Origin of the sequence: Thermobacillus composti KWC4 (assembly GCF_000227705.2) — a bacterium.
In the GTDB taxonomy this organism is placed as follows: Bacteria; Bacillota; Bacilli; order Paenibacillales; family Paenibacillaceae; genus Thermobacillus; species Thermobacillus xylanilyticus.
Window position 1 is genome coordinate 2,823,419 of the sequence record NC_019897.1, and the last position, 19,152, is coordinate 2,842,570.

The following is a 19,152-nucleotide window of genomic DNA, read 5'->3' on the forward strand; positions in this document are numbered from 1 at the left end:
GTGCGTCATACCTCCGTCTCTCTTGCTGCCTGCTCCAATGCCTGTCCGAGGTCTTCGATCAGATCATCGCAATGCTCGATGCCGACCGACAGCCTGAGCAGCCGGTCGTCCACGCCGACCGCGCGCCGGATTTCCTCCGGAATGTCCGCGTGCGTCTGGACGGCCGGATACGTCATGAGCGATTCGACGCCGCCGAGGCTCTCCGCAAACGCGATCAACTTCACATGGCGCAGCACCGGCTCGACGAGGCGGGCATCTTTGAGCTTGAACGAGAAAATGCCCGTATTCCCCGACGATTGCCGCTTCTGGATCTCATGTCCCGGATGGTGCGGCAGCGCCGGATAATACACATCCGTCACAAGCGGATGCTCCAGCAGAAATTCGGCGATGCGGCTCGCATTCGCCTGATGGCGCTCCATCCGCAGCGCGAGCGTCTTCATGCCGCGCATGAGCAGCCAGGAATCCTGCGGACCGAGCACCGCGCCGATCGAGTTGTGCAGGAAAGCCATCCGCTCGGACAGCTCCTTGCCCTTCGTCACGATCAGTCCGGCAAGCACGTCGTTATGGCCGGCCAAATATTTCGTCGCACTGTGGATCACGATGTCCGCGCCGAGCTCCAGCGGCCGCTGGAAGAACGGCGTCAGCAGCGTGTTGTCGACGATGACGAGCAGCCCGCGGGATTTCGCCCACTCGCTGACCCGCGCCAGATCGGTGATCATCATGAGCGGATTCGTCGGCGTCTCGACCAGCACCGCCTTCGTGCTGCTCGGTCTCAGGTTCGCCTCGAGCGCTTCGATGTTGTTCGTATCAAGGTACGACGCCGTCACGCCGAAGCGGGACATGACCTGTTCAATGAGCCGGTACGTGCCGCCGTACAGGTCCAGCGACACCAGCAGGTGGTCGCCTTGCGAGAACAGCGCGAAGATCGTCTGCAGCGCCGCCATCCCCGAGCTGCAGGCGAACCCGGCGTCGCCGGATTCCAGCTCGGCCGCCGCTTCCTCGAGCACCTTGCGGGTCGGGCTTTTCGTCCGGGCATAGTCGAATCCGGTGCTTTGGCCGAGCTTGGGATGGCGGAAGGCGGTGGCTTGATAGATCGGATAGCTGACCGCCCCGGTGACGGGCTCCTTGACCGAGCCGATTTGCGCCAAACGGCTTTCAATTCTCATCATTCAGAGCTCCTTAATCATGTATTGATTGAAAAAGTCGCCGCACGACTCCAGGCCGTGCCGGAGCCCGAGACGGCGTTCTGCGATCGACACGGATGACTATATGCCTGCTCCCAGCTCGTACGGGGTCTGCTGGTAAACGTAGTAGTTCAGCCAGTTCGAGAACAGCAGGTTGGCATGCGCACGCCACGAAGAGAGCGGCATGCGCGTCGGGTCGTCGTTCGGGAAATAGTTCTTCGGCACGTTGATCCGGAGCCCCTTCGCCTTGTCGCGTTCGTACTCGAATTTGAGCGTCAGCGGATCGTATTCCGAATGCCCGGTCACGAAGATCTGCCGGCCGTCCTTGGATGCGACGATGTAGACGCCGGATTCCTCCGAGCTCGACAGAATCTCGAGATCGCCGACCTTCTCGATGTCCTCCTGCCTCACCTCCGTATGGCGGGACTGCGGAACGTAGAACAATTCGTCGAACCCGCGCAGCAGCGGGACGTTCCGCTTCGTCACCGTGTGCGGGAAGACGCCGAACACTTTCTCGGGCAGCAGGTACTTCGGAATGCCGTAATGGTGGTACAGCCCCGCCTGGGCGCCCCAGCAGATGTGGAACGTCGAGGTGACGTGGCGGCGCGACCAGGTCATGATCGCCTTCAATTCTTCCCAATAATCGACTTCCTCGAACGGCAGATGCTCGACCGGCGCGCCGGTGATGATCATGCCGTCGTAATACTGGGCCGAAATCTCGTCGAACGTCTTGTAGAATGTCGCCAGATGCTCGGCCGACGTATTTTTGGACACGTGCGTCTTCGGATGAAGCAGCACCACCTCGACCTGCAGCGGCGTGTTGCCGATCAGGCGAAGCAGCTGCGTCTCCGTCGTCTCCTTCGTCGGCATCAGGTTCAGGATGGCGATGCGGAGCGGACGAATGTCCTGGTGGAACGCGACAGTCTCGTCCATGAAAAAGATATTCTCTTCAGCCAGAATCTCCTTGGCCGGGAGATTGTCAGGCACCTTGATCGGCATTGCAGATCACTCCTTCAATCGGTTCGACCACTGTCGCGGAGCGCATCTTGGCGGCATGTTTAAGGCCCTTTCCCGATCGAGAAAGGGCCGAATGTCTAAAGTCACCCGCCTTCCTCATCTCTCGGAAAACATCACATTTTCCGCAAGAATTAGCACCGTGCTGAACGCCGGTTGCCGGGCTTCATCGGGCCAGTCCCTCCGCCTGCTCTTGATAAGAAAGTGGTCTATTCGGTTGTGTCTGAAATTGATTATCTATACTTTAGCGTATTCCGCTTGCGGCGTCAAGAAATCCGGCGCTGCGCCCGCCGCGCCGGGCTTCGAAGCGCGGACAAGCCCATTTTCCCTTCTGACCCGCCCGGGTCCGAGATTTCCGCTTGTATCGGAGGCTTGGCCGGGAGTATACTAGACAAGGATTGACACCCCGGACGAATGCTGTCCGGCGGCAGATCGCGCAAAGGAGGCGGAATCGGCAGAATGGGCAGTGAAGGACCGGATATATGTCACATGAAGCATATCGGTTACGCCGCCGGATCCGAATCCGCGGCGCGGAACGTCCGTCCGGACGCATCGGTCATGGACTGACGTTTCATCCGCGCGCTTCCGGCGGCAACCGGCGTTCCCCCGGGACGCCTCAACCTGCGGAAAAGGAGCGAGCGGAATGAAAACGAGACTGGTGCGCAAAGGCGTCTTCACGCTGATCGAAGACGTCCGCGAAGCGGTGTCGCCGCCGAGCGAAGGATTCTACTGGATTGACGCCCACGTCGACGAACTGGCATCGCTGCAGCCGCTGTTCGGGCTGCACGATCTCGAAGTGGAGGACTGCCTCAGCGAAGAGGAGCAGCGGCCGAAGCTGGAAGTGCATGAAGGGCATTATTTTATTGTCATCAACAGCATCCGTTTCGACGATGAGGAAATTTTCCTGCGGGCGCTGAACATTTTTCTCGGCCGGCATTACATCATTACGGTCACGCGGCAGAAGATCAACGAGCTGCGGTCGGTGAAGCCGATTTTACTGCAGGAGCAGGTCGATCAGCCCGATGTTTTCCTGTATCACCTGATCGACCGGGTCGTGGACAACTACTTCCTCGTCGGCGACCGGATCGAGACGCGGATCGACCAGTTGGAAGAAGACATCCTGATGCATACGAAGAAGAGCCATCTCGAGGAGATCATCAACCTGCGAAGCGAAATACTGTGGCTGCGCAAGGCGCTCGGGCCGCAGAAGGAATTGCTGCACGCGCTCAACAAGCGGGATCTGAAACTGATCGACAATCAGCTGCAGCACTACTTCGGGGACATTCACGAGAACGCCGTCAAAATCGCGGAAGCGTTCGACACCTACCGCGACCTGATCGGCAACCTGCGCGAAGCGTACCAATCGAGTCTGGCCGGAAGGGCGAACGAGATCATGCGCGTCTTCACGGCGCTGACGACGATCTTCATGCCGCTGACGTTCATTACGGGCATCTACGGAATGAACGTCGACAACCTGCCGGGAGCGCACTACCGATGGGCGGCCTACGGGCTGCTCGGCCTGATGCTCGTCGTCGGCTTCGGCATGTTCTACCTGTTCCGGAGGAAGAATTGGCTTTAAACGTCGAAAGGGCTTGCGCGGACGAGCGATTCGTCCCGCAAGCCCTTCGTTCATGGCCGCTCAAGCCATGGTTGCGGCGCCGCCCGCGTCCCCGCTCTCGCCGGCGAGCGCTTCTTCCCGCCCCTTGTTCAGATTGACCAGCATCAGCAGCAGGATCCCGATGACGAAGAAGGCGAGCACGGCCAGAATGCCGAGCCTGACCGAACCCGTCAGCGCGCCCACGAGCCCGAACAGGAACGGGCCGGCGCTGGCCGAGAACTTGCTCGACAGCGCCAGGAAGCCGAAGAATTCGGCTCTCCTGGGCGGCGGGGTCAGATTCGCGTAGATCGAGCGCGCGACCGCCTGGCTGCCGCCCTGCACGAGTCCGACCATGATCGCAAGCGCGTAGAAATGGAACCCCGTCGTCATGAAGAAGCCCAGCATCACGATCAGCACATAGATGACGAGCGACAGGTACAGCGCTTTCTTGGAACCGAGCCGCACGGCCAGACGCCCGAACAGAATCGTGGCCGGATAACCGACAAATTGCGTGATGAGAAGCGCCAGAATCAGATCGGTCTGCTCAATGCCGATCGTCGCCCCGTAGATGGTCGCCATGACGATGATCGTATTGATCCCGTCGTTGAAGAACCAGTAGGCCAGCATGTATTTCGCCAGCTCCGGGTACTGCCGGATGCGGCGCAGCGTCGCCAGATTGCGCGCGAAGCCGGTGCGGATGACGGCGAAGAGCGGCACCGAGCGGTTGGCCGGCCGGTCCTTCACCGATCGAAACAGCGGCAGCGCGAAGACGATCCACCAGACGCCGACGGTGACGAAGACGGTCTGGGTGGCCGTCGTCTTGTCCGGAAAACCGAACGTCTCCCAGCCTTCGATCATCGCGATGTTGAGCGCCAGCAGCAAGCCGCCGCCCATATATCCGAACGCGTATCCCCGGGCGCTGACGACGTCGCGCTCCCGCTCGGGTACGAGATCGGGCAGCAGCGCGTCATAGAACGTGTTCCCGCCCGAGAAGCCGATCGTGCCGAGAATGACGAGCAGCGACGCGAGTAGCCAGTCGCCTTCCCCGATGAAGAAGGACGCCAGGCAGGACAAGGCGCCGACGAAAGTGAAGACGGACAGGAACCGCACTTTCGATCCGCGGAAGTCCGCGATCGCGCCGAGGACGGGCGACAGCAGCGCGACGCACAGCATGGCGATCGTCTGCGTATAGCCCCAGTAGGAAGCGGCCGCCCCTTCCGCCAGGCCGGCGCCGGCCACGCTCTCGTAGAAGACCGGCATGACAGCCGCCATCATGGTGGTGGCGAAAGCGGAATTGGCCCAGTCATAGGTCACCCAGGCCCGGACTTGTCGTTGGTTCATGAAATCCCCTTTCCGCGGCCGGCAGGCAAGCGAGAGGCCGCTGACTTCGTCTGTACTTCGACGCCGCGGCCTTCAATCCTGCCGCGCGCCCGCAGATTCGTCCGCGAAATCTGCCGTCCGGCAGAAATTGCCCCCGGAAAGACGATCCCCTATAATAAAATGGTGAGCATCGTTACATTTTTGTGCGCGAAGGGGGGAACTGCACATGAACATCAGCCAGTTGGAGACCCTGCTCACGATCTCCAAGACGATGAGTTTCCGCAAGGCGGGTGAACTGCTCAATCTGACGCAGCCGGCCGTATCGGCCCAGATCAAGAGCCTGGAAGATGAATTCAAGACCGTCCTGATCGATCGCAATCAGCCGGTTACGCTGACCGACCAGGGGCGGGTGTTCCTGGAGCACGCCGAACGGATACTCGCGATCGTCGAAGAGCTGAAGCAGCGGCTGGCCGACCTCAGCGAGACGCCGCAGGGCAACATCGTGCTCGGCACCACCTCGTCCATCGCGATGCAGATTCTTCCCCGCGTCCTGTCCTATTTCCAGAACCAGTTCCCGCGCATCAAGACCACGATCTACTCCATGCCGTCTGCACAAGTGATGGCGAACGTCGAGAACGGCACCATCGACATCGGCATCACGTATCTGGCCGAACGGAACCCGAACCTGGTGACTTCGGTGCTGTATTACGACACCTTCGAACTCGTCGTCTCGCCGGGCCATCCCCTTGCGGACGTGAAGTACACGACTGTGGACAAGCTGAAGGACGTGCCGTTCGTCATGCTGACGCCGGACACCCTCATCCGCCGGTTCGTCGACCAGATGTTCCGCAAGTACAATATCGAGCCGCGCATCGTCATGGAGCTGTCCTCCAGCGAGGAAGTGAAGCGGATGGCTGAAATCAACATGGGGGCGGCGATCGTGTCGAAGTTGTCCGTCACGGAAGAGCTGCGGCGCGGCACGCTCCGCCTGATCAAGGTCAGCGAGCTCGAGACGACCCATCCGGTCGGCGTCGTGTACAAGGCGGGCCGATATCTGAGTTCGGCCATGAAGCAATTCCTGAGCGACCTCAAAGGCATGCCGGAAGACCAATTCATCAGCAGCGAATGATTGCCGCTGATTCGCGAAGGAGGAGACATGAGCGTGCGATTCGACCTGCACACGCATCACAGCCGCTGCGGCCACGCGGAAGGCGACATTGAAGACTACATCCGGGCGGCCCTCGAGGCCGGCATGGACGTCATCGGCATTTCCGACCATTCGCCGTACTTCGCCCATGCGGAAGATCACCCGAACCCCCGCGTCGCGATGCCCCGCAGCGAGTTTGCCGCATACGTCGAAGAAGTGCTGCGCCTGAAGGAGAAATATCGGGGCAGGATCGAAGTGCTGCTCGGCGTCGAATCCGATTTCTTCCCCGAATACGCGGACATTTACCGCAAAGCCTATGAGCCTTATCCGTTCGACTACATCATCGGCTCCGTCCACTTTACGCGCGGCGTCAGCATTTTCAACAAGAACCGGTGGAAAGGGCTGTCCATGGAACGGAAAATCGAGGAGAAGGTCCACTATTACGAAATGATCGCCCTGTCCGCGGAGTCCGGCATGTTCCAGATCCTCGGCCACATCGACGCGATGAAGGGCAACTATCCGGATTTCTCCGACATTCCGGCGGCTGAAGCGATCGACGACGCGCTGAAGACGATCGCAAAATGCGGCGTCGCCATCGAAGTGAACACGTCGGGCGGCACGAAGCTGTGCGGCGGCTGGTATCCGTCGGACGACATTCTCGAGCGCGCCCGCCATTTCGGCGTCGACGTCACGTTCGGCTCCGACTCGCATCGCCCCGGGCGGATCGCCGAAGACTGGGATCGGGTCCGCACCCGGCTGAAGGAGATCGGCTTCAAGGAATGGGTCTTCTTCCGCCGCAAAGAACGCATCGCCGTGCCGCTTTGAGGAGGTTCAAGCACAAAAAAAGGAGACCTGCCGCGTTCGGCCGGTCCCAATCAGGGTATATTGAAAAGGGGGTCTTGCCATTATCATAACCCCCGAATGTAAAAGGTCCGTGACAGGATCATTTCAATTTTGTAACAAAACAGTAAGATTTGCTTCCGACCCTGCCCATCCGACCGAAGTCCGGTTTGGCGACCGTACCGCGGTCCAGTCCGAATCCGTACCCGGGGCCGTTCCTCCGTCGTCCATGTTCCGTCTAAAATGGGAAAAAAACGGACGCGGTGATGAGAGATGCCCCATGTATATGTCATTCTTACGGATACCGGAACCCTTTTTTCCCGCTCCATTCGATGCTGGACCGGAAAACCCCTCAATCACGCATCGCTGGCGCTCGATCCGGATCTGGACGAGGTGTACAGTTTCGGACGGCTGCATCCGAACAATCCGCTGCGGGCAGGATTCGTCCGCGAGCAGGTGTGGGGCAGCCTGATCCGCGAGGCGAGCCGCTACACGCCCTGCGCCATCTATCGCTGCCGGCTCGGCCGCACCTCTTATGCCAAGCTGCTGTCCGAGCTCGACCGGTTTCGCCGCGAATCTTCGCGCTACGGCTACAACCTGGCCGGATTGTTTGCGGTCGCCGCCGGTGTCAAATGGTGCCGGCCGGACAAGTTCTTCTGCTCGCAGTTCGTCGCGCATCTGTTCGCCGCGGCGGGCGCGCCGCTTACACGCAAGCCGCCGGCGCTGACGCAGCCGTGCGATCTCGAATCGTCGCCGCGGCTCGAGCTGGTGTACCGCGGCGATCTGCGCGAATATTGCACGCATTGGAGCGGAATTGCCGCCTCGGGCTCCGTCGTCCACACGGCGCCCCTTCCCTTCGCGGTCCGCGCCACGAAGCTCTCCTGATCGCGGCGTTTGCGCCGGATTCCCTTACTTTTTGCAATCTGTCGTGGTACAATAAAGATTGCAAAGCGGGGTGAATCCGGTGGATTACTCACGGATGTGTCCGAGATACGAGTCGGCGGCGGAGATTCTGGGTAAGAAATGGACCAGCCTCATTATCTACGTGCTGCTCGGCGGACCGAAACGTTTCAAGGAAATCAAGGAACTCATACCGGATATGAGCGACAAAATGCTGACGGATCGCATGAAGGAGCTCGAGGCGCAGGACATTGTGAAGCGCAATGTCTATCCCGAGATGCCCGTGCGGATTGAATACGAGCTGACGCCCAAAGGCAAGGCGCTGGAACCGGTCATCCAATCGATCCAGCGTTGGAGCGACGAGTGGATGTAACCGGATCAACGAAGAACGCCCGGAAGATTTCCGGGCGTTCTTCGTTGTATGCGGACGCTTGGGTCAAGCGTTCAGCCACTTCTTGAACATATGTTTCGTCACGTCGCGGTTGACCGCCGCGATCGACGTCGTGAGCGGAATGCCCTTCGGGCAGACGCGGACGCAGTTCTGCGAGTTGCCGCAGCCTTCGATGCCGCCGTCTTCCATGAGCGCTTCCAGCCGCTCTTCCTTGTTCATCTCGCCCGTCGGATGGGCGTTGAACAGGCGCACTTGCGAGATCGGCGCCGGACCGATGAAGCTCGAACGTTCGTTGACGTTCGGGCACGCCTCGAGGCAGACGCCGCACGTCATGCATCGCGACAGCTCGTAGGCCCATTGGCGCTTCGATTCCGCCATGCGCGGGCCGGGACCGAGGTCGTACGTGCCGTCGATCGGGATCCACGCCTTGACGCGCTTCAGCGCGTTGAACATCCGCTCGCGGTTGATGACAAGGTCGCGCACGACCGGGAAAGTGCGCATCGGCTCCAGCCGGATCGGCTGCTCCAGCTTGTCGACCAGCGCGGTGCACGCCTGACGCGGCTTGCCGTTGATCACCATCGAGCAGGCGCCGCACACTTCCTCCAGGCAGTTCGACTCCCAGACGACCGGCGTCGTCTTCTTGCCTTCGGCGTTGACCGGATTGCGCTGAATTTCCATCAGCGCGCTGATCACGTTCATGTTCGGCCGGTACGGAATGTCGAACGTCTCCGTGTACGGCTTCGAATCCGGGCTGTCCTGCCGTGTGATGATGAATCGGACCGTCTTCTGTGCCGTCATCGTTTCCGCCATCGTCCGTCACGCCCCCTTCTTCTTGTCGGTGGTGTAGTCGCGTTTCCGAGGCGGAATGAGCGACGCGTCGACGTCCTCGTAGGTGATCTCCGGACCGTCCGGCGTCCATTTCGCCTTGGTCGTCTTCATGAACTTCTCGTCATCCCGTTCGGGGAACTCCGGCTTGTAGTGCGCGCCGCGGCTTTCATCGCGGAGCAGCGCGCCGACCGTCATCGCCTCGGCCAGCTCGAACATGTTCCACAGCTGGCGGGTGAAGGCGACGCCGGCGTTGTTCCAGCGCGAGGTGTCGTTGATGTTGATGCGCTTGTAGCGCTCCTTCAGTTCCTTGATCTTGGCTATCGTCTCGCGCAGCTTGTCGTTGTAGCGGACGACCGTCATGTTGTTCGTCATCCACTCGCCGAGTTCCTTGTGCAGCTGGTAGGCGTTCTCGGTGCCGTCCAGCTTCAGGATCGACTCGTACTTGTCCTGATGCTTCTTCAGCTCGCGGTCGAAGAGGGTCGACGGAAGATCCTCGGCCGTCTTCTCCAGCCCGCGGATGTACTCGACCGCCTTCGGACCGGCCACCATGCCGCCGAAGATCGCCGACAGCAGCGAGTTCGCGCCGAGCCGGTTCGCGCCGTGGTATTGATAGTCGCATTCGCCGGCCGCGAACAGGCCGGGGATGTTCGTCATGTGGTTGTAGTCGATCCACAGCCCGCCCATCGAGTAGTGGACGGCCGGAAAAATCTTCATCGGAATCTTGCGCGGGTCGTCGCCCATGAACTTCTCGTAGATCTCGATGATGCCGCCGAGCTTGACGTCAAGCTCCTTCGGATCCTTGTGCGACAGGTCGAGGTACACCATGTTCTCGCCGTTGATGCCGAGCTTCAGGTCGACGCACACGTGGAAAATCTCGCGCGTCGCGATGTCCCGCGGCACGAGGTTGCCGTAAGCCGGATATTTCTCCTCGAGGAAATACCACGGCTTGCCGTCCTTGTACGTCCAGATCCGTCCGCCTTCGCCGCGCGCCGACTCGGACATCAGCCGCAGCTTGTCGTCGCCCGGGATCGCCGTCGGGTGGATCTGGATGAACTCGCCGTTCGCGTAGTAGACGCCTTGCTGATAGACGGCGCTCGCCGCCGTGCCGGTGTTGATGACCGAGTTCGTCGACTTGCCGAAGATGATCCCCGGGCCGCCCGTCGCCAGGATGACGGCGTCCGAACGGAAAATGTGGATCTCCATCGAGCGCAGATCCTGCGCCGCGATGCCGCGGCAGATATTCTCGTCATCCAGCACCGCGCCGAGGAACTCCCAGTGCTCGTGCTTCGTCACGAGGCCGGCAACCTCCCAGCGGCGCACCTGTTCGTCCAGCGCGTACAACAGCTGCTGGCCGGTCGTCGCGCCCGCGTAAGCCGTCCGGTGGTGCTTCGTGCCGCCGAACCGGCGGAAGTCCAGCAGCCCTTCCGGCGTCCGGTTGAACATGACGCCCATCCGGTCCATCAGGTGGATGATGCCCGGCGCCGCTTCGCACATGGCCTTGACCGGCGGCTGGTTCGCCAGGAAGTCGCCGCCGTAGATCGTATCGTCGAAGTGTTCCCAGGGCGAGTCGCCTTCACCCTTCGTGTTGACCGCGCCGTTGATGCCGCCCTGCGCGCACACGGAGTGGGAACGCTTGACCGGTACAAGCGAGAAGAGGTCGACGTGCACGCCCGCTTCGGCCGCCTTGATGGTCGCCATCAGACCGGCGAGCCCGCCGCCGACGACGATGATTTTGTTCTTGGCCATAATTCGATCGCTCCTTGTCTGTCGTTATCCGATAGCGGTCTGCGTGAGGACAGATGCCGTTTCCGCAAAAGCTTCCGAACGGAAAGAGATCAGCGCGGCAAGGAACATGCCGGCCACGATGACGAATACGCCCATCCAGAAGTAAGACGAGATGCGCTGCGCGCGCGGACCGACCGTAATCCCCCAGCTGACGAAGAATGCCCACAGCCCGTTGGCGAAGTGGAACGCCGCGGCCAGCACCCCGATCGTGTAGAAGGTGAACGACAGACCGTTCGTCGCAATGTCGTGCATGACTTGTCCGAAATCGTCGTGCCCGATGTTGCCGAGCATCACCTGAATCCGCGTCTCATAGACGTGCCATGCAACGAAGATCAGGGTAATCACGCCGGTGATCCGCTGCAGGGCGAACGCCCAGTTGCGGCCGTAGCCGTACCGCCCCGTATTCAGATTCGACTGGTACGCGACGTACAGGCCGTACACGCCGTGGAATACGAGCGGCGCCCAGATGAGGACGAACTCCAGCACGGGCAGTATCGGCAAATTGTTGATGAATTCCACCGCGCTGCGGAAACGCTCGGGACCGCCCTCGGCAGCCTGGAAGTTCGTCAGCATGTGGGTGACGAAGAACAGGCAGAGCGGGATCACCCCCAACAGCGAATGCAGCCTGCGCGTGTAGAACGAGTTGGTTCTCATGACGTAAGCGTTCTCCTTTCCGGACTGGACATGCTTCCCAAACCATACCCATTGTACCCCCGGTGCCGGGGAGCGTCAACGGACGGCGCATGAAGGCACATGCATCCGCATGCATGCCGGTTGCACGCGTCTTTCACGCCTCCGTGCGTCACCGTCACCGTTTCGCCACAATCTATCCTACTCGTATTCCGCTTATAATGGAATTGCCGTTTATTTATAAGGTATAATAACCAATATGCATAACGGGATTCATGGGGGTTGTTGCACAGTGTTTCTTCCCCGCCGCTTCATTTTATTAAATGACGGATTGTAATATGAAGTGCGACAGAAAAAAATAAAGGAGCCCATGGATGGATTCGTGTAAAATGGAAGTCGCCAAACACCCATTCGTACAGGAGGATCCATTCATGAGCTACTCCCATCTTAGCATAATTGAGCGCGGACAAATAGAGGCTTTGCATCGACTCGGCTGGTCAACGAGGAAGATCGGCAAACAGCTTGGACGCCATCACTCCACGATCGCCCGTGAACTCTGTAGAGGGCAAGTCAATGCGTCCTATGAAGCCGCGCCCGCACAAGACGCCTATCAAGAGCGAAGAGCTGCTTGTGTGCCATCTGGCAAGTTCACATCCGAGCTGGCTGCGGAACTGCAAGAGAAGCTGGAGCAGACCTGGTCGCCCGAGCAGATCGCAGAGAGGCGGCGATGTGAAGGACAAGCATTCGTATGCTTCAAGACGATCTACCGCTGGCTATATGCTGGCAAGCTGACCGTCTCTGAGACTCAGGTGCTTCGCCACAAGGGCAAGCGACGCAAACCCGTGGAGACACGCGGACGCTTCCTCGTCGGCACCCCCATCCGTCAGCGCCCGAAAGAAGTACGCAAGCGTTCCACTTTCGGTCATTGGGAACTGGATACCATTGTGTCAAGCCGAGGGAAGAGCAAGGCTTGTGCCGCGACGTTCATCGAACGTAAAACCCGGCTCTATCTTGCGGTGAAAATGCCGGATCGCACAGCCCATTCCATGGAGATCGCATTTGGCGTAGCGGCAAGCCAGTATCCGAAAGGGACCTTCAAGACGGCAACAACCGATCGCGGCAAAGAATTTGCTTGTTATACCGCACTCGAAAATACGCATAACATCAAGGTCTACTTCGCAGATCCCTACTCATCATGGCAACGTGGTTCCAATGAGAACGCCAACGGCCTCCTGCGGGAGTTCTTTCCCAAAGGACATGATTTCGCCGCTGTGTCAGACGATGAACTTGCGAGGGCTATACACCTCATCAACAACCGCCCTCGAAAATGCCTGAACTGGAAATCTGCTTACGAAGCATTCATGGATGAGCTGTCGCATTTAGCTTGACAATCCGTCAAATGAAATGAGAAAAGGAGGTGCCGGCCATGCTCGACGAGCTGCTGGTCTTCGCGGCCGTCGTCGAACATTCCAGCCTGAACAAGGCCTCGTCCGCGCTCAATCTGTCGCAGCCCGCCCTCTCGCGCAAGATCGCGAAGCTCGAAGCGGAGCTGGGCGTGCAGCTATTCCGCCGGGCGGGCAAGCGGCTCGAGCTGACGCGCATCGGGCAGACGACCTACGAATACGCGGTCGAAGTGCGGCAGCGCCATTTCCGCTATCTGCAGACGATCAGCGGCCAGCGCGAAGGCGGCAGGACGACCGTGCTCATCGGCGCCAGCCTGACGACGCTGCAGACGACGCTGCCGGAACTGATCCGGATGATGACCGGCGCGCATCCGGAGGCGGACATCAAGGCGGTGACGGGCAAGACGCATGAAATCGTCTCGCTCGTCCGCGAGCGCAAGGCGGACTTCGGCCTCATCGCTTCGATGATCGAAGAGGACGCACAGGTCCGCTGCGTGCCGCTGTTCGACGACCATCTGGAGCTGGTGCTGCCGCGCGGCCTGTACGTCGCAGGCGCCGCTCCGGGCGCCGGTCTGCGCATCGCCGATCTGGACGGCATGCCGATGATTCTGTTCGCCAAGGGCACGTGGTATCGGACGATGATCGACCTTCTGTTCGAGAAATACGGGCTGCGGCCCGACGTCCGGATGGAGATCGATTCGTTCGAAGCGATTCTCAGGCTCATGCATCCGTGCCGCGCCGGGGCATTGCTTCCCCGGTCGTATCTCCGCGATCAGCTGCTCAAGGACAACGATCTGATCGCGATGCCGGTGCCCGAGCTGGAGGAGACGAAGCGGACGACTTCGCTCATCCATCCCGATCCCGGCGCCATGAGCCCGTCGCTCCGGCTGTGGATTGACGAAATTGCGTCTTATTTCAGCCGGGTCAACCGATAATAATTCTGCCCTCGGGATAGCGGTACAACTCCTTCTCATCCTTCGGCCGGAGCGCATAGGCGAAGGTAAGCGGGCCGAGCCGGCCGGCGAACATCGTCAGGCTGAGCAGCAGCTTGCCGAAGTCGGTGAGCTGCGGTGTAATGCCGGTCGAGAGTCCGCATGTGCCGAAGGCGGACACCGTCTCGAACAGGATGCGTAAGAAAGCCCGGTCCTCGGTCGTGCAGAGCACCATCGTGACGGCGACGACGACCGCCAGCGAAATCATCGTGATCGTGAGCGCCTTGAAGATCCGCTCGCGCGCAAGCCGGTACCGGAACAGGACGACCTCGTCCTTGCCCCGCATCATCGCGATGACGGCGCCGACCAGCGTCGTGAACGTCGTCACTTTGATGCCGCCGCCCGTCGATCCCGGCGCGGCGCCGATGAACATGAGCAGAATGAGGAAAAATTGCGTCGCCTGCCGCAGCGAGCCGATATCAAGCGTATTGACACCGATCGAGCGCGGCGCGGCCGACTGGAACAACGACGCCCAGATCTTGCCGTCCCAGCCGAGCGGCGCGAGCGCGTTCGTGAATTCGAAGACGAAAATGACGACCGCGCCGATGCTTAGCAGCGCGCCGCTCGTCGCGAGCACGACCTTGGAGTGCAGCGACAGCCGCCTGCGCTTCCGGTATTCGAGCAGATCCGATATGACGATGAAGCCGAGCCCGCCGAGCGTCACCAGCAGGATGGCGGTGATGTTGACGACGGGGTCCGAGACGTACGGCGTATAGCTCCGGTAATTGCCGAACAGGTCGAATCCGGCGCTGTTGAACAGGGATACGGCGTGGAACAGCCCCATGAAAGCGGCCCGTCCAAGCGGCATCTCGGCGGCGAACCGCGCCGTCAGCACGGCCGTTCCCGCCGCCTCGATCGTCAGGGAATAGATGATGACGCGCCGGATGAGCCGGACGATGCCTTCCATGCTCGTCTGGTTCATCGCTTCCTGCAGGATGAGCCGCTCACGCAGCGTGATGCGCCGTTTGAAGACGAGCGCGAACAGCGTCGCCATCGTCATGAAGCCGAGCCCGCCGACCTGGATCAGCGCCAGGATGATGAGCTGGCCGCCGGCGTTGAAGAAGGTGCCCGTATCGGCCACGACCAGTCCGGTTACGCAGACCGCGGAAGTTGCGGTGAACAGCGCGTCGATGAACCGCATCGGCTGGCCGTCCGCCGAGACGGCCGGCAGTGACAGCAGACTGGCGCCGAGCAGAATGATCAAGGCGAATCCGATCGCGAGCACGCGGGGCGGAGACCAGAGTGCGGCGGTGAACTTGAATTTCATTAGGATGTGTTCACTCCCGAAACGGGCCGGCTTTGGATGTGCGGGCCGGCCGATTGTTACGATTATAGCCCGCCGGCCGGAGTTTACCAAATGTCGATTTGTCGCGCAATTGGAAGATTTTCACGCGATATGTTACGCTACGATTAGATTTTGCAGTCACGTTCACATCAAACGAGGTGTTGGCATGCAGCGAGGGATTACGCAGCCGAATTGGCGCCTGCTTCTCGGGGCCGGGGCCGCGGGGCTGCTGCTGTTTCTCATTTTCCAGATCGCCCCGGAAGTGAGCCGCATCATCCGCGATCCCGATGCCACTCGGCACATCGCGAAGGCGGAGGCCGAAGCTGCGGCCGTCCGGTTCGCGGAAGAGCACTTCGGCGGCGCGTTCGAGCCGGCGGGCACCGTGCATCAGATTCAGGAACGGCTGTACGGCTATTTGTCCAGGGAAGATCTCGGCGAAGATTATGAAGAGCGCTACGGACAGCAATATCCGGTGGAAACCTGGCAGGTGGAAATGCACGGCGAAGACGGCGAAGTCCTGTTCGTGCACGTCCATATGGATACGGGCGAAGTCGTCGCCTGGAACGAACTGCCGGGCAAAGGCGGACGCAAGCTGGAGTTCGGCGCGGCGTCGCTGGCGGCGCGCGCCTTCGCGATCGAGCGCGGCTATCCGGAGCAGGCGCTCCATTTGCGCGGCCTGCCGGAAGACGGCACGATCGTGTTCGACGCCGAGGATCAGATCGGCGATGCGAAGCTGACGCTCCGCATCAATATCAGACAGGCGGAGGACGGAACCATCCGCGTCACCTCGTTCAAGCCGGCGTTCGAAGTGCCGGACGATTATGCCGCTTATGTCGAGCGGCAGGACCAGATCGCCTCGATCCTGACATTCGCCGGCTATATGGGCCTCTCGTTCGTGCTGTTCGTCATCGCGATCATCTACGCCGCGCTGCTGCGCCGACAGACATCGTTTGCGCGCGGTTTGCTGCTGAGCGGCATTTTCCTGGTGTTCTACCAGATCAATAATGTCAACATGTTGGACGGCATCCGGGCGAGTGTCGGCGAATCGGCAGAGGCCGGCCCGGTGACGGTATTCCTGACCATCCTCCAGGTGCTGTACACGCTCGGCGTCGCCGTGTCGGTCTGGTTCGCCTTCGTCGGCGGTGACGGGCTGTGGCGGTCGATGGGGTACAACCTGTGGAGAAGGCGCGGGGAGCCGGGCTTCGGCGCCGATGTCTGGCAGGCGATGAAGATCGGGTACTGCGCCGCATTCGCGCTGCTCGGGCTTCAGGCGGTCATTTTCCTCGTGATGGAGCGGGGATTCGGTATCTGGTCTTCCGCCGACGTCACCCAGTCGACGCTCAACTTCCGCTGGGCATGGCTGTTCCCGCTGCTCGCCTGGTGCGCGGCCATATCCGAGGAAGCGATGTACCGGCTGTTCGGCGTCGGCCTGTTCAAGCGGTGGTTCCGGAATACGGCGGCAGCATGCATCATCCCGACCGTCATCTGGGCGCTCGGCCATGTCGCGTACCCGCTCTACCCGTGGAGCACACGGCTGATCGAACTGACGATTCTCGGCCTGCTGTTCTGCTGGCTGTTCGTCCGGTTCGGCTTCGCGGCCGCGCTGTTCGCGCATGCCGTCTTCGACCTCGTCCTGATGGCGACCTCGCTGATGTTCCTCGGCGGGGCCGATGCGATTGCGGCCGGCATCTTCTACATCGTGCATCCGGTCGGCATCGCCTGGCTCATCCATTGGTGGGACCGGCGGCGTCCGCCGAAGCCGCCCGCGCCGGCGCCCGAGGCTCCGGTGCCGGCAGCGCCCGCTTCGGCCGCGGGGGATCCGGATCCGGCATAATCGAGTAGGAGGGGGCGGCTAGCCCCCGACCTCTCACACCACCGTACATGCGGGTCCGCATACGGCGGTTCCGTAAGGTTAACAAAGTTCCAGGTAACGAGAAAGCAGACTTTTCAGCCCTTTCGCTTCCCAGTAGGAAGTCGGAAGGGCATTGTTTGTGTTACGGGACATTTCCCACGGACCACGGCGTGAGTTCGCCATCATTCGAGCCGCCCATTCGGGCACGCCGAGTGCACGGAGATTACGCAATCTGGTCCTGGGTCTCTTCCATTGTTTCCACAGACACATGCGTAGTCGCCTGCGCATCCATGCGTCGAGGTTACCACAGTGGTTCTTGGCGGCAGCCAGACGGAAATAACCGATCCATCCCATCATGAAGCGGTTCAGTCGGTGAATCCTCTCTTCCATCGTCAGCGGGCGCGAGCGGTCCGTTATCTCCCGGACTTTCTTCTTGAAACGCTGAATCGTCTTGGGTGCCAACCGGACCGTTGCCTGCTTGTTCGACAGGAAGCTGAAGCCGAGGAACTTTCGGTTCCACGGCCGGTCTACCGCGCTTTTGTCCCGATTCACTTTCAGTTTCAGCTTTCCTTCCACAAATCGGATCACCGATTCCATGACCCGTTCCCCGGCCCGCTTGCTGGCCACGAAGATGTTGCAATCGTCCGCATAGCGGACGAAGTGCAGTCCTCGTCTGGTCAGTTCTTTGTCCAAATCGTCCAGCAGGATGTTGGCGAGAAGCGGACTGAGCGGGCCGCCTTGCGGCGTGCCTTCTTCCGTTCTCACGACCACACCCCCGGCCATAACCCCGGCATTAAGGTAAGCGCGAATCAGCTTGAGCACGCGCTTGTCGTCTATCCTCCGCGCGACTCTCGCCATCAGGATGTCGTGGTTCACACGGTCGAAGAACTTCTCCAGATCCATGTCCACGACCCAGCGGAGGCCGCTTTGGATATACTGCTGCGCTTGCCTTACCGCATCGTGCGCGCGCTTCCCCGGCCGGAAGCCGTAGCTGTGCCATGAGAAATGCGGGTCAAAGATCGGTTCCATCACTTGCAGAAGCGCTTGCTGGAGAAGACGGTCCATCACGGTCGGGATGCCGAGCAGCCGTACGCCGCCTCCGGGTTTGGGGATTTCCACCCGTCTGACGGGCAAGGGGCTGTACGTTCCCGCAAGGAGTGCGGCTTTCACCGCTTCCCAGTGTGTGTTCAGGTAAGCTTGTAACTCCGTTACCGTTACCCCGTCCACACCGGGGGCTCCTCCGTTCTGTACCACTTTCCTGTAGGCCTTCAAGAGGTTCTCCCTTTCCAGCATCTTCTCCAGCAAGTCGTCCTGTGCTTTGCGAGAGGAAGGGGCGATTTGTGCCGGCAACGGACTCGGCACTCCAACGGTCCCTTGCGGCTTCACCGCTACCTCCCGCTGGCAGCCCTCTTGCGAGGTATTCTGCTGTCTATGCCCGTCGCGCGAACGCATCGGTTTCCTCTCTCCTTTCGGTTTGGCCCTTCCGCTTTCCTTACGTCCCGTACTCGCGTACTATGGCCTCTGCTGACTCCTGCGGATTCAGCGCAGCCTCCCGGCTGCGGTTACGAAGTCACTTCGCGCATGAAGTCACTTCGCGTATTCCGCAGGCCTCCCCGGATAAGAGCGTCATCTTTCCGCCCGCGACCACTGGAGTTTACAGGATTAGTCCTTGGCGGCTTTGGATTTCGTTGTGTGCTGGCAACTCATCCGACTAACCCTGCCTCGAATCCAGTTCGTGTACCTTGGCCCGTGCGTTTGCCTTAGGCTTCCTTCAGATTCGGCCTCGCGACCGACACCCTTGCCCTCGGCTAATGGTAGGCGCTCGCCAGCCCCCATTCCGGACTTTCACCGTAGAGATGACGCCCATGCCGGGCGTACATCACGAAAGCCGCGTGCGGTTGCCGCACGCGGCTTTCAACGTTCTATCCGGCCGGGCCTTGCAGCCCGCTGTAGCGTGCTATCCACGCTACAGACCATCCGGCCG

General features: G+C 60.6%; 16 protein-coding genes and 1 riboswitch. Of the genes, 8 read left to right on the forward strand and 8 right to left on the reverse strand.

Annotated features, from left to right (window positions below):
• Positions 1-5 precede the first annotated feature (5 nt).
• Both THECO_RS13180 and metA read right to left on the reverse strand, forming a co-directional pair.
• A complete protein-coding gene (locus tag THECO_RS13180; protein ID WP_041853917.1) occupies positions 6-1,166 on the reverse strand; it encodes a PLP-dependent transferase in 1,161 nt (386 codons plus the stop codon).
• A 99-nt stretch (positions 1,167-1,265) separates the two neighbouring features.
• A complete protein-coding gene (gene metA / locus THECO_RS13185; protein ID WP_015255545.1) occupies positions 1,266-2,183 on the reverse strand; it encodes a homoserine O-acetyltransferase MetA in 918 nt (305 codons plus the stop codon).
• 111 nt (positions 2,184-2,294) lie between these two features.
• Positions 2,295-2,401: riboswitch (SAM riboswitch) on the reverse strand.
• A gap of 440 nt (positions 2,402-2,841) precedes the next feature.
• Between metA and corA the strand changes: the two genes are divergently transcribed.
• A complete protein-coding gene (corA, locus tag THECO_RS13190) occupies positions 2,842-3,777 on the forward strand; it encodes a magnesium/cobalt transporter CorA (RefSeq protein ID WP_015255547.1) in 936 nt (311 codons plus the stop codon).
• 60 nt (positions 3,778-3,837) lie between these two features.
• On the opposite strand, the gene THECO_RS13195 is transcribed toward corA, so the two are convergent.
• A complete protein-coding gene (locus THECO_RS13195; RefSeq protein WP_015255548.1) occupies positions 3,838-5,136 on the reverse strand; it encodes an MFS transporter in 1,299 nt (432 codons plus the stop codon).
• A gap of 205 nt (positions 5,137-5,341) precedes the next feature.
• Here THECO_RS13195 and THECO_RS13200 point away from each other — a divergent pair, with 205 nt between their 5' ends.
• From THECO_RS13200 to THECO_RS13215, 4 genes are all read left to right on the forward strand, one after another.
• Positions 5,342-6,244: a LysR family transcriptional regulator gene (locus THECO_RS13200; protein WP_015255549.1), complete on the forward strand. Its 903-nt coding sequence runs from the start codon at positions 5,342-5,344 to the stop codon at positions 6,242-6,244.
• A 33-nt stretch (positions 6,245-6,277) separates the two neighbouring features.
• Positions 6,278-7,087, forward strand: a complete 810-nt coding sequence (locus THECO_RS13205; protein ID WP_041854459.1) for a histidinol-phosphatase — start codon at positions 6,278-6,280, stop codon at positions 7,085-7,087.
• 288 nt (positions 7,088-7,375) lie between these two features.
• Entirely contained in the window at positions 7,376-7,987 is a 612-nt protein-coding gene (locus tag THECO_RS13210) for a C40 family peptidase (RefSeq protein ID WP_015255551.1), read from the forward strand.
• Positions 7,988-8,081: 94 nt separating this feature from the next.
• A complete protein-coding gene (locus THECO_RS13215; protein WP_015255552.1) occupies positions 8,082-8,375 on the forward strand; it encodes a winged helix-turn-helix transcriptional regulator in 294 nt (97 codons plus the stop codon).
• 63 nt (positions 8,376-8,438) lie between these two features.
• Here the strand turns inward: THECO_RS13215 and sdhB are convergent, their stop codons facing one another.
• Genes sdhB through THECO_RS13230 form a run of 3 tightly spaced genes read right to left on the reverse strand, consistent with a single transcriptional unit; the run spans position 8,439 to position 11,660 of the window.
• A complete protein-coding gene (gene sdhB / locus THECO_RS13220) occupies positions 8,439-9,203 on the reverse strand; it encodes a succinate dehydrogenase iron-sulfur subunit (RefSeq protein ID WP_015255553.1) in 765 nt (254 codons plus the stop codon).
• 6 nt (positions 9,204-9,209) lie between these two features.
• Positions 9,210-10,967 (reverse strand): succinate dehydrogenase flavoprotein subunit, encoded by a 1,758-nt coding sequence (gene sdhA, locus THECO_RS13225; RefSeq protein ID WP_015255554.1) that lies wholly within the window; start codon positions 10,965-10,967, stop codon positions 9,210-9,212.
• A gap of 24 nt (positions 10,968-10,991) precedes the next feature.
• Complete coding sequence (locus tag THECO_RS13230; RefSeq protein WP_015255555.1) at positions 10,992-11,660, reverse strand: succinate dehydrogenase cytochrome b558 subunit; 669 nt, start codon at positions 11,658-11,660, stop codon at positions 10,992-10,994.
• Positions 11,661-12,067: 407 nt separating this feature from the next.
• Here THECO_RS13230 and THECO_RS13235 point away from each other — a divergent pair, with 407 nt between their 5' ends.
• A complete protein-coding gene (locus tag THECO_RS13235) occupies positions 12,068-13,024 on the forward strand; it encodes an IS30 family transposase (protein ID WP_041854416.1) in 957 nt (318 codons plus the stop codon).
• A 38-nt stretch (positions 13,025-13,062) separates the two neighbouring features.
• Positions 13,063-13,974 (forward strand): LysR family transcriptional regulator, encoded by a 912-nt coding sequence (locus tag THECO_RS13240; protein WP_015255556.1) that lies wholly within the window; start codon positions 13,063-13,065, stop codon positions 13,972-13,974.
• Here THECO_RS13240 and THECO_RS13245 read toward each other — a convergent pair.
• Positions 13,964-15,298 (reverse strand): TrkH family potassium uptake protein, encoded by a 1,335-nt coding sequence (locus THECO_RS13245; protein WP_015255557.1) that lies wholly within the window; start codon positions 15,296-15,298, stop codon positions 13,964-13,966. The genes THECO_RS13240 and THECO_RS13245 overlap by 11 nt on opposite strands.
• Positions 15,299-15,482: 184 nt before the next feature.
• Between THECO_RS13245 and THECO_RS13250 the strand changes: the two genes are divergently transcribed.
• Positions 15,483-17,150 (forward strand): CPBP family intramembrane glutamic endopeptidase, encoded by a 1,668-nt coding sequence (locus THECO_RS13250; protein WP_015255558.1) that lies wholly within the window; start codon positions 15,483-15,485, stop codon positions 17,148-17,150.
• Between the two features lie 78 nt (positions 17,151-17,228).
• Here THECO_RS13250 and ltrA read toward each other — a convergent pair whose 3' ends face one another.
• On the reverse strand, positions 17,229-18,620 hold the full coding sequence (gene ltrA, locus THECO_RS13255; protein WP_015253141.1) for a group II intron reverse transcriptase/maturase: 1,392 nt from the start codon (positions 18,618-18,620) through the stop codon (positions 17,229-17,231).
• Positions 18,621-19,152: the final 532 nt, after the last annotated feature.

Excerpts from the sequence above, each read along its gene's own strand:
- THECO_RS13180 (WP_041853917.1), bottom strand. The coding sequence starts at position 1,166 with ATGAGAATTGAAAGCCGTTTGGCGCAAATCGGCTCGGTCAAGGAGCCC.
- metA (WP_015255545.1), bottom strand. The coding sequence starts at position 2,183 with ATGCCGATCAAGGTGCCTGACAATCTCCCGGCCAAGGAGATTCTGGCT.
- corA (WP_015255547.1), top strand. The coding sequence starts at position 2,842 with ATGAAAACGAGACTGGTGCGCAAAGGCGTCTTCACGCTGATCGAAGAC.
- THECO_RS13195 (WP_015255548.1), bottom strand. The coding sequence starts at position 5,136 with ATGAACCAACGACAAGTCCGGGCCTGGGTGACCTATGACTGGGCCAAT.
- THECO_RS13200 (WP_015255549.1), top strand. The coding sequence starts at position 5,342 with ATGAACATCAGCCAGTTGGAGACCCTGCTCACGATCTCCAAGACGATG.
- THECO_RS13210 (WP_015255551.1), top strand. The coding sequence starts at position 7,376 with ATGCCCCATGTATATGTCATTCTTACGGATACCGGAACCCTTTTTTCC.
- THECO_RS13215 (WP_015255552.1), top strand. The coding sequence starts at position 8,082 with ATGTGTCCGAGATACGAGTCGGCGGCGGAGATTCTGGGTAAGAAATGG.
- sdhB (WP_015255553.1), bottom strand. The coding sequence starts at position 9,203 with ATGGCGGAAACGATGACGGCACAGAAGACGGTCCGATTCATCATCACA.
- sdhA (WP_015255554.1), bottom strand. The coding sequence starts at position 10,967 with ATGGCCAAGAACAAAATCATCGTCGTCGGCGGCGGGCTCGCCGGTCTG.
- THECO_RS13230 (WP_015255555.1), bottom strand. The coding sequence starts at position 11,660 with ATGAGAACCAACTCGTTCTACACGCGCAGGCTGCATTCGCTGTTGGGG.
- THECO_RS13235 (WP_041854416.1), top strand. The coding sequence starts at position 12,068 with ATGAGCTACTCCCATCTTAGCATAATTGAGCGCGGACAAATAGAGGCT.
- THECO_RS13240 (WP_015255556.1), top strand. The coding sequence starts at position 13,063 with ATGCTCGACGAGCTGCTGGTCTTCGCGGCCGTCGTCGAACATTCCAGC.
- THECO_RS13245 (WP_015255557.1), bottom strand. The coding sequence starts at position 15,298 with ATGAAATTCAAGTTCACCGCCGCACTCTGGTCTCCGCCCCGCGTGCTC.
- THECO_RS13250 (WP_015255558.1), top strand. The coding sequence starts at position 15,483 with ATGCAGCGAGGGATTACGCAGCCGAATTGGCGCCTGCTTCTCGGGGCC.
- ltrA (WP_015253141.1), bottom strand. The coding sequence starts at position 18,620 with ATGCGTTCGCGCGACGGGCATAGACAGCAGAATACCTCGCAAGAGGGC.